Source organism: Erwinia papayae, from assembly GCF_058241465.1.
Map to the genome: position 1 here is coordinate 654,666 of NZ_JBZCHT010000009.1, position 13,643 is coordinate 668,308.

The window sequence follows — 13,643 nt, forward strand, 5'->3', positions numbered from 1 at the left end:
CATGATTTACCCTTCAACAACCGGCAAAGCCGGAGAACTGGCACGGCTGCGCACGCTGGAAAGCGTCTGGATTCAGGGCAAGCTCAAAATGTGGGGCCGCTGGTCAACGTTCAGCGATATGCCGGAGCAGGGCAGCATGTTTAAGCGTTTACTGGCCCGTAACGTGATAACGCAGGACGAATTAAGCAGTGCAATAAAAAAGTTGAGAAAATCAGGTTGTAGTAGTCAGGAGCTTGAAAAATAGTTTCATGAAATATTGCTTGAGGTTCCTAAAAGCAGTCTTGTTTTCTGTACTGACGACGAGGGAATTTTAATGAACCGTGTGACAGGCAGCACGCTGCTGAAATATCCCGGGTTACTCGATATTTTAAAACTCAGGTATCTGGGGCGGGGCAGAAGCAAGCGTGAAGTGGCTGGCGTTGTGAAAGAAAATCATCCTGAACTCAGTTTAAAACCTGCCAGCGGCGGGTTGACGTGTGGCTGTCGATCGCTGAGACGGTGCTCTATATGCCTATGAGCGATGCGTTTGACGTAAACCCGCGCCGCTTCCGTAGTTGATATTTGTCCCAGAATAGCGTTCAATTACGGTACAGTCAGAAAAGTTACGCGCAGCTGCAACCTAATATTAAGGCCGCATAAAGTCGGCCAACTTTTATATATCAAAAATAAGTATCAGAAAGCAATATTGGAATTTGCGAGATAAAGAATATAAACGGTTAACGAAAAGCAACATTGTCAACATCTTACCCCGCATTAGGTGGTTTTTTCAAGGCAACAATGCAGTTACTGCTGAACCTGCAATAGCAGTAACGATCGGATGCTCTAAAAATTTCTTAAGTAATTCTTTTGCATCAGATTTTTCTTGCGGCGAAGAATTTGATTTTTCGATGGTTTCTACCAAATATTTAATGTTGTTGATAAACTCCATCTTATTTTGATTGCCTATTTGAACATTACCACCGTGTACATGGATATTTTGCGTTGTATTGTTAAAAGCCTGTGATGCAGGTATTTGGCGCACATTAAGTTGAAAGTGAGGGCCGATAGTTGTGCCATGATCGTAGAAATTGACTGAGTTAATAGTGCGAATTTCATTTGTGCCGTTTGGAAGTTTTCTCGATACTTGATCCCCAACATCGATTATTGCAGTCTTATCTTTGATTATTATGGTATCTCCGGCAAAAGTTGCTTTATATGGACCAAAAACTATGCCATTAGGTTTGATGATATCGGCATCTTCCGTTTTGAACATTTCATTACCTTCCTGCATTTTTAATCATATGGGGGGTCCGTTATACAACAATTTTTCTTATATAATCAACTGAATTGAAATCTGCAACCTTCAACGTTTGAAGCATCTTTTCCAGTGTAAACAATGCTAAGCCAAAAAAAAGCACGTAGATGACCATCTTCTTTGTTTAATGAAACACATATGACAACTCTCAACCTGCTTCGGCAGGTTTTTTTGTTTCTGACCGTCCAGCGGCAGGGGTAGGAGATCACGCACATGCCGCTTAACGAGCCGGGACTATGAGCCCGCTTCCTGTCCTGGTTATACAACCACCGCAATGAAACAGGATACGCCGCATTAGCCGGAAGCATGGCCGAATTACGTGGGGTTTATTTCGGTGAGGAAAGCAAAACCCGCCTAGTTATTGATGCTGCTATCAACAATAACGATGATGCTGATTTTGTAGAGCAGTGCGTATTGGGCGCATTTGAAACGAGCGATCCGGTTTATGTTGTGGGGGGAGCTATTACACTACGCGCAAAAAAATTTCTGACATCAGCCGTGAGTTACAGCAGCTGGCTCTCTGCTGATGATGCACGGTGGCGGGTAAAATGGTGTTTGCAGATATTTCAGGCGAAGGTGTTTTTAATGGCACATAGTCAGCTAAAAAGCGAGTACTAAGTTAAAAGTGCTATTTTCGAATTACTATTTAAAACTCGCCAGAAAGTTCGATAATACACATACACTTGGCTGAGCTGCGCCGCGATGGCAGCGATAAGAAGCGACAATTTGATTATGTTGAAAGCCCCGATTACGGGGCTTTTGCTTTCCGGCGATACGACAGGGGTATTCGCAAGATGCATTGCATCAGTACCCCTGTCATAGCGTCGGAAATATGTCTCAGTGGTTCATATCACTGCGGGAGACGAGAAAACTGTTAACCTCACTCATCGAACATTCATTGTCTGAAGCATCGCTCTGAGTGATCACTTCATAGCGCCCGCCGTCTTTATCGTGAAAGACAAAGTGATAAATCTGGGTGTAAAGATCTTTGCCTTTTTTTTCAGATGCCAGGCGCTTAACTTCTGTTTTTGTTTCATCGAGTTTGGTTATATCGACGATACCGGCATTTTTCATCCATGCCTCAGCCATATTTTGCGGCCATGACTGGCATTCAGGGGCTTTTGCCAGTGCGGCAAATGGGAGAAATATAAACAGTAATATAATTTTTTTCATTATCGTATAACCTCCATTTCTTTGTCGCCGCTTGCCCATATTTGTTGCCTCATATGCATGGGGAGAATGATGCAGCCGTTGGACGCTGAGCCGGGATGTTTGCTGCTGTCGCCATGTATAAGAAAACCTGAACGGCCATACATACTGTTGCCGGGGTGGGGCTGTAGTCGAATTGAATATTGTCCGGTGTGTGGATGAGTGAAAGGGTGTCCGATGATGGTGTATTTACCTTTCGGCAGTGGCCCGATATTGGGTGTTGACTCCATGCCGGAATTGTTTTTACCAGGTCCTTTACCTGCATAGCCCTGTGCCACGCGCCGCCCATTTTGTGTTAAAAATCCGGTGCTTTGTTGATAAATCCATGTCATGAGTTTTTCCTTAAACGTTGAAAACTACCAAATCCTGCGATTAATATAAAAAATTCGGATGCGGTCCGCAAAAAGTGTTGTAACCTGCTAAGAGTGGCTATTACGACAACGACACACCGCTTAACATCGAAACCTCGTCTCTGACGGGGTTTTTGCTTTCCGACGGTACGACAGAGGTATTCCAGGGATGCTTTGAATCAGTACCCCTGTCATAGGGTCGGTCATATTCCTCAAATTCAGAGGTCTGCATACTCCAGTATTTCCTCACCCATCAGGGCGCAATCTGCGTCAGGATAGTACATGAAGCGCATACGGTACTTACCTTTGTAGATGTATCCCCAGGTTTCCAGTACATCGAATTTCTGTGAAGCATTCTGTGGATTTTTTATTTTTGCAAGCGGAGTAACTTTATCGTCAATTGACATGCGGTCGTCATTGTCCCGATAAAATGACAAAAGCTTTTTGGCATCTTTAAGCGCATTGCCTTTGCAGGTCATTGAAGACGCTTCAGCAGCCCCAAAAGAATTAAACGCAGTAACCATCAAAGCAGCTGCAACAATATTTTTTAATTTTAGAATCATGATATACCCATCTCTTTTTTTATGCGGTCAAGTGCCTGTTTTCTCATCACCAGGCCGTTGTAACCGCCGTTAACGATGTATGTCACGGAGTGCAAATCATCCCTGTCAGCATGAGGATTAACATTCCGTTTGCGCCAGAATTCACATGCAGTTCTGACGGCAATATTGGGATCTGAGGCAACTGTATCCGGGTGATTAACCAGGTCCTGATTGAGGATACGACCATATTTGTCATAGTTCTCCCTGCCTGTAAGGTGCAACATTCCCCGACCTATGTATTTAGGGCCATCACCGGGAAATTTATTGCCTACTGCTCGCCCTGTTCTCGTACTGGGTTCGTATTCTTTTCCTCCATTTTTTGCATGCTCAGTCAGTGCAGAAAAATTAGCTGTCTCAACACATGCCTGGGCAAGGAAGTGTGCTATTCGAAGATCGGTATTGATTTCGTAGAAAGAAAACCAGCGATTGAGTGGTGTTGCAAGCGCTCCCATGTTGTGTTTTTGCGATTCGAGAAGACTTTTTTTACTTAGATAGTGTTGCGATATTTTCCATAGAAAACTGGCTGTTATATTGAACATTGTTCAAAATTTCCTCAACGGGATGCTTTACAACTTCACGATAGCAAATTGATGAATATGTTGTAAGCGTGTTTAAAGGAAGTGTTGATAAAGTTTATCTTGGCCCTGATTTTCAGGATTAATGACTGTGCCAAACAGATGTTTCTTTTTACTGAGGCTGCCACAGGCGGCCTTTTTCATTTCTACATAACGGAGTCGGGCAAATGGAGCATCCGAATCTGCCGCCCGATTTTGCGGCAGCATCAATTACATGGCTTAAACATAATGCGCCGGTGTTGTACGGAGCGCTGGCCGCATTCGGAATGGCAACGCTGATAACGCTAAGAGACGGAAAATCATGGCTGAATGCGCTGATGTCCGGCGCTATCTGCTGCCTGATAGCGCTGGGCGTTATTAACTCATTGGAATTTTTCGGCCTCAGTTCTGATAACGCGCTGCTTGTCGGGACAATTATCGGCGGAATGGGTGTGGAGAGATGTCTGTCATTAATGACCGCGTTTGCCCATCTGCGTTCCGGGACAGTTTCAGATGACAGGAATAAAAAATGAAAATCAGCACTAACGGCATTGAGTTAATTAAACGATTTGAGGGATTGCGGCTGACAGCATACCGGTGCAGCGCCGGAGTTCTGACTATCGGTTACGGCCACACAACCGGCGTTAAACCCGGAGATAAAATCACAGGCCAGCAGGCTGATGCATTTTTACATGAGGATGTGCTGGTGGCAGAAATAACTGTTAATACCAATGTTACAACCCGGTTGAATCAAAACCAGTTCGACGCGCTGGTGTCGTTCGTATTTAATCTCGGCATGGGTAATTTCGTTAAATCCACACTGCTGAAAAAACTCAACACTGCCGATTATGCTGGTGCCGCCGATGAGTTCCCCCGCTGGGTATATGCAGGAAAAACGGAACTGCCCGGGTTAATCAGACGCCGGACCGCTGACCGAGATTTATTTCTGTCATGAACGGGAAAACGCTGGTGGCAACGTATGGCGCATTTACGAGTGCGCCTGATGATGAATGTAATGCGAGGAAAAAATGATATCAACGAACGTGCCGCCAATCGGTGCATCTGGCGTAACAGGCATTTATTCGTCAGGCTCTGGCGTGATAGGCACCAGTTCGGCGGGACGTCTCGTTATTGATCTGACATCCACCAGTTTACATCCCCGCGTAACCTATCAGGGACCAGCTCATTACTACCGGAATGCTGACGGGTTGCTGGTGCTGTCAGCTGAGAACGATTGGCCGCTGGAATATATCGACGGCGTGGCAGCTGGCCGACATGAGCCTGAACCCGCTGCTGAAAACTATCAGGGCAGTAGTCTAATCAGCTCACTTAGCAGCGATTTTGTAGCAACTTCGACAGCAGTAGCAGGATCGGTAACGGGCCCTACGGGTGCAGATGTGGTTTCACTTCGTAGCGATTTTCTTAAAACCGCGCTATACGGGAATAGTAGCTGGCTGGTGGCGGAATATTACCCGGGCATAACTGACCAGTATCAGCGGGTAATAATGTCCAGTGAGCTGGCCAGCGTAGCCCAGGTAAGAACGTATATTGGCCGCTGGGACTCATCGAATTACTGTTACGCCTTGAGCCAGGAAATTCCAGCCGGGCCGGTCACTGCATCACTCTATCGTGCGCAGAGTAACAGCACGTCAGGAGTCGGCGTGAGCCTGGTCTCCGTCGAGGTCGGGAATCTGGTAACATCGCCCATTATCACCATGACCGGGCAGACGGCAACACGCCTGGCATCGTCTGTAACGATAAATACCTCCGGCTATGCCTCAATAGTCATCACGTTTAACGATGATAGTGAAGTCTCGTTAGCTACCACCGGCAGCACTACAATGCTCCCGGTGGCTACGGAACACTGGGGAACGCGGTTCATTGAAAAAATATTACTGGAAAGATAAATATGGCGACGAAACAGATAACTCTATCCAACGAGTGGGAACTGGTACTGGACAGTGTTGTCGGTCGCATTAATGCACTGGCCAGTGTTGTGAGGTTTTCTGATGCCACGACAGCCTCGGAAGCCGACACTGAGGATTATGATTTTATCGATGGCCCAACGGCATTTACATCAGCCGCGTTACAAATCTGGTGCCGTGCAGACAACGGTTATGCAAAAATCGCGGTCACGACCTGGGCGACAACGTAAAGGAAAAATAATATGGTCGCGCCCAAAGGCAATAAATTCTGGATGGCGCGCAGCAGCAACGGGCGAAATCCAAAGTTCATATCAGCCGCCCAGCTGTGGGAAGCATGCCTTGAATATTTTGAATGGGTGGAAAAAAATCCGCTTAAAGAACAGAAAGTTTTCTGCTCTCAGGGATCTATTCATCGTGCAACAGTCAATAAAATGCGGGCAATGACAATCAGCGGCCTGTGCCTGTTTATTGACGTCAGCCCTGACACCTGGCGTGTCATGAAAGCGAACGACATTTTTTCATCAGTTATTCAGCGGGCTGAACAGATCATTTACGACCAGAAATTTACCGGCGCTGCCGCAGATCTGCTGAACGCTAATATTATTGCTCGCGAGCTGGGACTCGCTGAGAAGCGAGAGGTTAAACAGACGGTTACTGACCTTATCGATGAAGAGATCGAAAAACGGGTCCGGGAGCTGAGCGATGCACAATCTCAGTCGGACGCAAAAGCTGGAACTCCTCGAAGAAAAAAAGCGCCGCAGTAACGTTTACCGTTACAAAATCTATTATCAATCCCGCTGTCCCTGGCAGAAAAAATTTATCGCTAACACTGCTGAGTTTTCGCAGGTTGCTCTGATTGCCGCTAACCGCGTTGGAAAAACTGACAACCTAACCCGATTGTTCCGGCAAACATCGTCAATCCTGACGTTCTCGAGCTACAGTCATTCGACGGTGAAAAATACATTCGCCAGTGTCCGAACTATGCCACCCTGTCAGGCATTACACCCGGCTACGAGGGGCAGCGGATCACGCTTCGCGAGTATGCTTCATGCACAGGATTCGGTGGGGGAAAATTTGTAGCCATCAATGGCACCGCCACGGATGATAGCGGCATAACATGCGTGGTTAACGATGAGTGGTACTGGCAGCGGGTAGGGGAGCCGGCGACATTTGATGTCACGATGTTCGGTGCAATACCGGACGGCGAAACGGACTGCATTAAGGCCATCAGGCTGATGGAGGCGTGGAGCAGAACGCAGACCGATAACCGGGCTAAAATCGGCGTTCAGTTTCCGTCCGGTAGTTTTGCTGTTTCTTCGTGGGATTCGAGCGGTACATACAAGCGCCTTTTTCGCCTTGCTGGCGCGGGCAATCACGGATATGGCTGCAATAACCCCACCAGGCTGATTTTGACAGGTGATGCCGGTTCTGTCGCTTTTACTGTTCAGGCCAGACAGACAGAAATCATTAATCTGGAAATTTACGGACAGTATGATACTGACGGAACCGCCCGGGGGGTTTTCAAAAATAGTTGTACGGCGGGCCAGTATGTCCGCGTGACCAATTTCAGAGGCAGTTATATCGGCGGGCGAGTATTTCAGTTACTGGACACGCTTGATGCGAAATTTGACCAGTTTTACACAGAATATATCTACGATAATATATTCAGGGTTCTGGCGTCCGGTACAGTATCAGGTGGCTGGAATCACTCGACGGCTTTCGAATTAACTAATTTTAATATCCAGAATCACTTATGTACTGAAAGCCAGCAGGGGGATTTATTTATACCCTACTGCACACAGTCACTCATCTGGAACGGCTGGATAGAGCACTCCACTTATCCGGGTAAATTAACGTTGGGGCAGTGGAATATTCACTCGCTTTTAATTGAGAGTAATACTTATCCGCTTTACATGGGCCAGGCACGGCTCATGAATTATCTTTTCAGTAATCCAGGCGGTGCGGGAATAGATGTTGATACACGAAAGACCGTAGCGTATGACATGGGAGACTATTCATATCCCCGGATTTGATGCAGCCGCCGTGCAGGATAAGTGACGCGGGCACAGACAGCGACGCAGATTTACATGCAGATACGGCCACGGCAGAATGCGTCCGGGAACTGCGTACGAATATATACAGGTGGCAGGGCTGGTATAAAGCCATTGATATACAATAAGTTAAATATAATGATCTGTGTTGCCGATCAATCAGGCTTTATTGATCGACAGTACCAATTGGAACCATGCGCTCGTTGTGGTTATTTTAGACAGGCAAAAGGAGCAACATCATGAAATGGACGCTTGGAATTACCTGGCTTGCTATTATCCCTGGCTGTTTTGCATGCTGGTTTACCTTACTTATCCTGCTGTACCGTTTTTTCTGACAGTTATCTTTCAGTACGCCAACACCAGGCCCGGCGAAAGCCGGGTTTTTTCGTTGCCCTTTATACTGAAAACGCTATGATTACGTGTAACGCGGAACGGTATGTAAGGATTGCATATGAATAATATTGAGATGGAAAAAAAACTGGCTGATGGCGGGTTTAATCGTAAAGAAATAGCCCTCCTTAAATTTATGACTGAAAGGGATTCGACGACTTATCGGGTTTTGATAGTAGAACTTAGTAGACGGTTTATTGGAGCCATTATTTTATTAGTGATAATTTTTGGGTTTTATGGAAGTAGTATTTTTTTAAGAGAAGATACTGATTTAGTTGTGCTGGCTATAGTGCTCGGTTTCGCATTTGTTGCTGTGTGGTTTGTGGCACCTCTAAAATTAGGTGCCAAGGCATATTTTTTTAGAAAGAAAAATCCTCAGTTGTGACTTTCGCTGTAAATTGATTTAATTGTCGCGGCATCGCTTCCGATTTCAATTAACAGATTTGAGCGTGACATATTCTTTATGTTTCGCACATAATCTGAACGAATGTAGCTAAATAACCTCCAGGTGTTAGGTTTTAAGACTAGTCGGGAAAGACCGTAGACTGAGAGAAAGAGATCCGTATAACTATAAGCCAGCCTGCCCGTTCTCTCATCAAACCCCAAAAACATAGCCGTTTGAATATATTTTTCTTTTAAAAAACCTTCAGCGTCATTCCTTCCTGACTTCAAATTCAACAGGATTTCTTCAACACCGTTAAGGCCGTGAAGCACTAACATGCTTCCGAAAGCAAAACTGACAATATTAGCTGTCAGAATCGATGGTACTGCAATGCCTATACCCGCGATAACCTGCATGCCGCTTAGTATCAGACTGACACCATTAATTACATAACCCCATACGCCGTTTTCCTCTTTTAGCTGAGCTGTGGCCACAACTTTCAAATTACGATGATTTAGCTGTCTGTCCTGCTCATCAAGATATTTTCGTTCAAGTTGCAGATTGCTAACGGACTCCTGACACTGTGGCTCATTCCGGGCAGTACGAATCGCCTTCAACTGATTTGAAATAAACTCCTGAACATTATTTTTAAAATCGTTGCGAACGGTGGGATTACGGAGATGGCGAAATCCCACCCGTTCGGTTGTGCTCATAAGCTGACGTGCTTCAAGACTGGCTATTGTGAGGTAATAATCAGAAAAGCGTTTCTTTGCTAAGTAGTTATCCATAACTTGTCCTTGTGCTGTATGCGAGGTGGCTAGCTTCAGAAAGATCGCTCTGACGCATATCGCTGGCGCCGTAATCATTAAAGCGACGCTGTGTCGTAAATATTGTTTGAGGAAAGATAGCGTTAGTCACAAAAAGTACTCCTTTACTTTTGCACTGTTAAAACAGACCTCGCGGTTACGCTGTCTGTGACTGCCCGCCAGCTGATAGCGGGAGCAACAGAGTAGCAATCCTTATGATACGTCACAACCAGCCTGACCGGGTTGTGACTGACTCTTCTGCGATGCCGCTCACCGGCATCTTCAGGGTTTACGCGCTATCAGCACCGCCCGCAGCGGGGCCGGATAGCCTTCCACCGTTTTGCCAGGGTCCTGCGGGTCAAGAAACTCGGCAAGCGATTCGCTGGTCATCCAGTCGGTGCGGCGCTGTTCATCGGTGCTGGTCACAGAGTGATCCGCGATGCGCACATCGACAAAACCACATTTTTCCAGCCAGTTCTTCAGCGCGCCGGTTGACGGAATAAACCACACGTTACGCATCTGTGCATACCGTTCTCCCGGCACCAGCACCGCCTGGTCATCACCGTCAATCACCAGGGTTTCCAGCACCAGTTCGCCGCCGCTGACCAGCTGATTTTTCAACTGGAAGAGATGATCAAGCGGGGAACGGCGGTGGTAGAGCACGCCCATTGAAAACACCGTATCGAAGGCTTTCAGTTCAGGTAACTGCTCGATCCCCAGCGGCAGCAGATGCGCACGCTGATCGTTGCCCAGTAGTTTACGTACCGCTTCAAACTGGCAGAGAAACAGCTGCATCGGGTCGATACCCACCACCAGATGCGCACCGGCACCCACCATCCGCCACATGTGATAACCACTGCCGCAGCCCACGTCGAGGATAGTACGCCCGGCAAGAGGAGAGATATGTGGCAACACCCGTTGCCACTTCCAGTCTGAACGCCATTCGGTATCAATCTTTGTGCCGTACAGCGAAAACGGTCCTTTACGCCACGGCATCAGGTTACGCAACAGCTTTTCGATTCCGCTGCGCTGACGATCGCTTAACTGGCTGCTGTCAGCGCTGACGCTGTGCAGCAGATCCAGCGTTTCCGGTTGCAGCAGTGGCAGATACTCTACGGCGCGATCCCAGTTTTTGAAGTGGCCATGCAACTGTTCCCGCTGCCAGCTGGCAATCTGTGCAGGGAGCGTCTCCAGCCAGCAGGACAATGGGCCTTTGGCGATTAGCTGATAAAAATTACCAAAATCCATCAGGCTGCACCTGCTTTCAGCGCGATCAGTGAACCAAAATTGAAGCACTGAAACCACAGCTCCACATGCTCAAATCCGGCGGTCCGCAGGCGTGATTTGTGGGTTTCAACGCTGTCGGTCAGCATGACGTTTTCCAGCATGCTGCGCTTCTGGCTAATTTCCAGCTCGCTGTAGCCATTGGCACGTTTAAAATCATGATGCATGTTAAACAGCAGCTCACCAACATCGGCATCGGCAAAGCTGAATTTCTCCGAAAGAACCACCGCACCACCGGGGCGCAGCCCGTCAAATATCCGGTTCAGCAGCGCCTGACGTTCATCAGGTTCCAGAAATTGCAGGGTGAAATTCAGCACCACCATGGAAGCATTGTCGATGGGGATATCACGAATATCTGCTTCAATCACCTCTACCGGCGTGTCGGCCCGAAAGGCATCAATGTGGCGACGGCAGCGTTCAATCATCGCCGGGGAATTGTCCACCGAGATAATTTTGCAGCCGGGAACGTGAATATTGCGGCGTACGGAAAGGGTCGCTGCGCCCAGTGAGCAGCCCAGGTCATAGACCTGCGTGTCGGGCTGAACAAAACGTTCGGCCAGCATGCCAATCATCGAAATAATGTTGGAATAACCCGGCACCGAGCGTTGGATCATATCGGGAAAAACTTCGGCCACGCGTTCGTCAAAGGTCCAGTCGCCCAGTCTGGCAATGGGTGCAGCGAACAGCGTATCGCGGTCTGACATAGTGGTAAATCCGCCTGAAAACGCAAAGGCGCTATTCTGGCAGAAAGCAGCGTGGGGTGCATCCTTTCTGCCAGGAAATTACCTGTTTCAGTGCAGGGGCAGCACCAGATCCCAGGGCAGGAAGATCAGGTTGAGGATGATCATGGCCAGCAGGGAGAGCAGGGTTAACATCATGCCATTTTTGCGCCAAAGCCGAATGCTGGTGCGCATACCGTAACAGTGCAGCCCGCGTCCGATAAAAAACAGCAGTGCTACCAGATGCAGCATCCAGATTTCCGCGCCGTTCATCTCCATCATCACCAGCAGCAACAGAGCAAGAGGAATGGTTTCCACCGCGTTGCCATGAATACGAATCGCTATCTGCAACTCGTAAAACCCGCCGTCACCATGTGCCACCCGATACTGGCGGCGTAAACGAACCACCTGAAGCGTTAACACGATGAGAAACAGTGCTCCAGTTACCACGTACAGTGCGCTGACCATCCTGACTCCGTTTAGCACTAAAAAAACCCGTCGCCAATAATAGCGGTGAAAGCGGGCACTGTCATACACAATACAGCCGCAACGGATGCAGCCGTGAGTGGTGGCAGGGCGTTGACCCGCTCAGAACAGCGAATTTTGCTGCGGCCAGTCTGGTTTGGCTCCCAGCTGCGGCAAGGCCTGTTGCAGCGCAGGCCACAGGTATTGCACCAGCTGAGGCGCAAAAGCCACATCCGGGGTGTGAATAAACAGCCACGGCTGGCCCTGTTCACACCACTGCGGCAGCTTGTCCAGCCACGCCCGTAACCAGCGCAGGTTGGCCTGCTGATCATCACCGCCGATAAAACGCACCATCGGCTGGTCTGCGGTCATCACCGCATGGACCGGCAGGCGGGGCTTTTTACGCTGGGCCTCAATAATGGCAGCGTCAGAAGGGATGGCGGCATGTACACCACGGGTATCCAGCACGACCCGGTTAACCCCACGTTGGTGCAGGCCGCGATTCAGCGCCTGCTCGGCTTCACCTTTGGCAAAAAATTGCGGATGGCGAACCTCCACGCCGTAGCGAAAACTGTCGGGCAACCCGTCAAGAAATGCCCACAGCGTGGGAAGATCGGCCGGGCTGAAGGCGGCAGGCAGTTGCAGCCAGTACTGGCCCAGTCGGGCGGCCAGCGGCTCCATCAGCGCAAAAAATTCGGCGGTGAGCGTGTCACACTGCCGCAGCGCTGCCTGATGAGTGATGGTGGCAGGAAATTTAAAACAGAAGCGGAAATCGTCATGAGTCATGTCCCGCCAGCGCTGGACAATATCCGGGCGTGGCAGGGCATAAAGCGTGGTGTTACCTTCCACGCAGTTGAAATAGCGGGCGTAATCCGCCAGGGTGACGATGCCCAGCTTTTTCCATTGTGGGTGCTGCCACTGTGGCAGTCCGAGATAAAAGGTTTTCACTCGCCTATCCTGTGATCCAACGGCAATGAAATGTAACGAATTCCACCCTCCGGGGGCAACAGCCTGTACGTCCTTTTAGCTGACCGGCTGCATCACAACGCGGCAATCACCTGTTCACTGGAGCGTACCCGCCCCAGCCGGGGGAAGATGTGGCTGAAGCTGCCGCGATGCTCCGCCTCGCTGCCTGCGCTGCAAATATCTTCAGCAATCAACAGCTTAAAGCCCAGTTCCCAGGCGTTGCGGGCGGTGGATTCGACGCCGATATTGGTCGATATGCCACCCAGCACAAGGGTATCAATACCGCGCCTGCGCAGTTGCAGCTCCAGGTCCGTGCCATAAAATGCCCCCCACTGATGCTTGGTGACCAGAATATCGCTCTGTTGCCTGCCCAGGGCGGGAGGCCATGCCCACCAGTTATCCGGTAACGGGCCGCCGCTGGCGGCATCCACCGGTTGCTTCGGTGCATCAGCAAAATCGTCCGCCCAGCCAACGCGCACCAGTACTACCGGCGCACCGACGGCGCGAAACTTTTCTGCCAGCACCGCCGCCCGCGACACCACCTCAGTGGCGCTATGTGGGGCTTTAGCAAAAGGCAGGATACCTTCCTGTAAATCAATCAGTACCAGGGCGGTGGACGCCGCAGTTAATTCCAGCATGATCTCTC

General features: G+C 49.0%; 19 protein-coding genes and 2 pseudogenes. 9 read left to right on the forward strand and 12 right to left on the reverse strand.

Annotated elements, in window-relative coordinates; translation table 11 throughout:
• Position 1 precedes the first annotated feature (1 nt).
• A pseudogene (locus tag AC3RPL_RS07790) lies at positions 2 to 558 on the forward strand (DUF1133 family protein).
• Between the two features lie 208 nt (positions 559 to 766).
• On the opposite strand, the gene AC3RPL_RS07795 reads toward AC3RPL_RS07790, so the two are convergent.
• Positions 767 to 1,252, reverse strand: a complete 486-nt coding sequence (locus tag AC3RPL_RS07795; RefSeq protein ID WP_490739551.1) for a hypothetical protein — start codon at positions 1,250 to 1,252, stop codon at positions 767 to 769.
• Positions 1,253 to 1,651: 399 nt separating this feature from the next.
• On the opposite strand from AC3RPL_RS07795, the pseudogene AC3RPL_RS07800 reads away from it, so the two are divergent.
• Positions 1,652 to 1,912: pseudogene (locus tag AC3RPL_RS07800) on the forward strand (hypothetical protein); the annotation flags it as partial.
• 219 nt (positions 1,913 to 2,131) lie between these two features.
• On the opposite strand, the gene AC3RPL_RS07805 reads toward AC3RPL_RS07800, so the two are convergent.
• The 4 genes from AC3RPL_RS07805 to AC3RPL_RS07820 form a co-directional block, all read right to left on the reverse strand.
• Positions 2,132 to 2,467, reverse strand: coding sequence for a hypothetical protein (locus AC3RPL_RS07805; protein ID WP_490739552.1), 336 nt, complete (start codon positions 2,465 to 2,467; stop codon positions 2,132 to 2,134).
• Positions 2,467 to 2,835 (reverse strand): tlde1 domain-containing protein, encoded by a 369-nt coding sequence (locus tag AC3RPL_RS07810; protein ID WP_490739553.1) that lies wholly within the window; start codon positions 2,833 to 2,835, stop codon positions 2,467 to 2,469. Before AC3RPL_RS07810 ends, AC3RPL_RS07805 begins: the two co-directional genes overlap by 1 nt.
• Positions 2,836 to 3,071: 236 nt before the next feature.
• Positions 3,072 to 3,416: a hypothetical protein gene (locus AC3RPL_RS07815; RefSeq protein WP_490739554.1), complete on the reverse strand. Its 345-nt coding sequence runs from the start codon at positions 3,414 to 3,416 to the stop codon at positions 3,072 to 3,074.
• Positions 3,413 to 3,994 carry a glycoside hydrolase family 19 protein gene (locus AC3RPL_RS07820; protein ID WP_490739555.1) on the reverse strand — a complete coding sequence of 194 codons (582 nt, stop codon included), beginning with the start codon at positions 3,992 to 3,994 and terminating at the stop codon, positions 3,413 to 3,415. Before AC3RPL_RS07820 ends, AC3RPL_RS07815 begins: the two co-directional genes overlap by 4 nt.
• Positions 3,995 to 4,197: 203 nt before the next feature.
• Here AC3RPL_RS07820 and AC3RPL_RS07825 point away from each other — a divergent pair, with 203 nt between their 5' ends.
• The 7 genes from AC3RPL_RS07825 (at position 4,198) to AC3RPL_RS07855 (ending at position 8,760) form a co-directional block, all read left to right on the forward strand.
• Complete coding sequence (locus tag AC3RPL_RS07825; protein ID WP_490739556.1) at positions 4,198 to 4,542, forward strand: phage holin family protein; 345 nt, start codon at positions 4,198 to 4,200, stop codon at positions 4,540 to 4,542.
• Positions 4,539 to 4,964, forward strand: coding sequence for a lysozyme (locus AC3RPL_RS07830; RefSeq protein WP_490739557.1), 426 nt, complete (start codon positions 4,539 to 4,541; stop codon positions 4,962 to 4,964). The genes AC3RPL_RS07825 and AC3RPL_RS07830 overlap by 4 nt, the downstream gene beginning before the upstream one ends.
• Before the next feature lie 73 nt (positions 4,965 to 5,037).
• Positions 5,038 to 5,916, forward strand: coding sequence for a hypothetical protein (locus tag AC3RPL_RS07835; protein ID WP_490739558.1), 879 nt, complete (start codon positions 5,038 to 5,040; stop codon positions 5,914 to 5,916).
• A 2-nt stretch (positions 5,917 to 5,918) separates the two neighbouring features.
• Complete coding sequence (locus AC3RPL_RS07840; protein ID WP_490739559.1) at positions 5,919 to 6,164, forward strand: hypothetical protein; 246 nt, start codon at positions 5,919 to 5,921, stop codon at positions 6,162 to 6,164.
• A 12-nt stretch (positions 6,165 to 6,176) separates the two neighbouring features.
• Entirely contained in the window at positions 6,177 to 6,698 is a 522-nt protein-coding gene (locus tag AC3RPL_RS07845) for a terminase small subunit (RefSeq protein WP_490739560.1), read from the forward strand.
• Positions 6,699 to 6,896: 198 nt separating this feature from the next.
• Positions 6,897 to 7,967 carry a putative phage tail protein gene (locus AC3RPL_RS07850; protein WP_490740654.1) on the forward strand — a complete coding sequence of 357 codons (1,071 nt, stop codon included), beginning with the start codon at positions 6,897 to 6,899 and terminating at the stop codon, positions 7,965 to 7,967.
• A gap of 469 nt (positions 7,968 to 8,436) precedes the next feature.
• Positions 8,437 to 8,760, forward strand: a complete 324-nt coding sequence (locus AC3RPL_RS07855) for a hypothetical protein (RefSeq protein WP_490739561.1) — start codon at positions 8,437 to 8,439, stop codon at positions 8,758 to 8,760.
• On the opposite strand, the gene AC3RPL_RS07860 is transcribed toward AC3RPL_RS07855, so the two are convergent.
• The 7 genes from AC3RPL_RS07860 to AC3RPL_RS07890 all read right to left on the reverse strand — a co-directional run bounded on the left by AC3RPL_RS07860 (position 8,751) and on the right by AC3RPL_RS07890 (position 13,635).
• Complete coding sequence (locus tag AC3RPL_RS07860; RefSeq protein WP_490739562.1) at positions 8,751 to 9,545, reverse strand: DUF4225 domain-containing protein; 795 nt, start codon at positions 9,543 to 9,545, stop codon at positions 8,751 to 8,753. The genes AC3RPL_RS07855 and AC3RPL_RS07860 overlap by 10 nt on opposite strands.
• On the reverse strand, positions 9,538 to 9,675 hold the full coding sequence (locus AC3RPL_RS07865; RefSeq protein ID WP_490739563.1) for a DUF3289 family protein: 138 nt from the start codon (positions 9,673 to 9,675) through the stop codon (positions 9,538 to 9,540). The genes AC3RPL_RS07860 and AC3RPL_RS07865 overlap by 8 nt, the downstream gene beginning before the upstream one ends.
• 170 nt (positions 9,676 to 9,845) lie before the next feature.
• A complete protein-coding gene (gene cmoB, locus AC3RPL_RS07870) occupies positions 9,846 to 10,814 on the reverse strand; it encodes a tRNA 5-methoxyuridine(34)/uridine 5-oxyacetic acid(34) synthase CmoB (protein ID WP_034935883.1) in 969 nt (322 codons plus the stop codon).
• Entirely contained in the window at positions 10,811 to 11,551 is a 741-nt protein-coding gene (gene cmoA / locus AC3RPL_RS07875) for a carboxy-S-adenosyl-L-methionine synthase CmoA (protein ID WP_490739564.1), read from the reverse strand. The genes cmoB and cmoA overlap by 4 nt, the downstream gene beginning before the upstream one ends.
• A gap of 87 nt (positions 11,552 to 11,638) precedes the next feature.
• On the reverse strand, positions 11,639 to 12,034 hold the full coding sequence (locus tag AC3RPL_RS07880; protein ID WP_490739565.1) for an MAPEG family protein: 396 nt from the start codon (positions 12,032 to 12,034) through the stop codon (positions 11,639 to 11,641).
• Between the two features lie 120 nt (positions 12,035 to 12,154).
• Entirely contained in the window at positions 12,155 to 12,979 is an 825-nt protein-coding gene (locus tag AC3RPL_RS07885; protein ID WP_490739566.1) for a DUF72 domain-containing protein, read from the reverse strand.
• Between the two features lie 92 nt (positions 12,980 to 13,071).
• Positions 13,072 to 13,635, reverse strand: a complete 564-nt coding sequence (locus AC3RPL_RS07890; RefSeq protein ID WP_490739567.1) for a hydrolase — start codon at positions 13,633 to 13,635, stop codon at positions 13,072 to 13,074.
• Positions 13,636 to 13,643 lie beyond the last annotated feature (8 nt).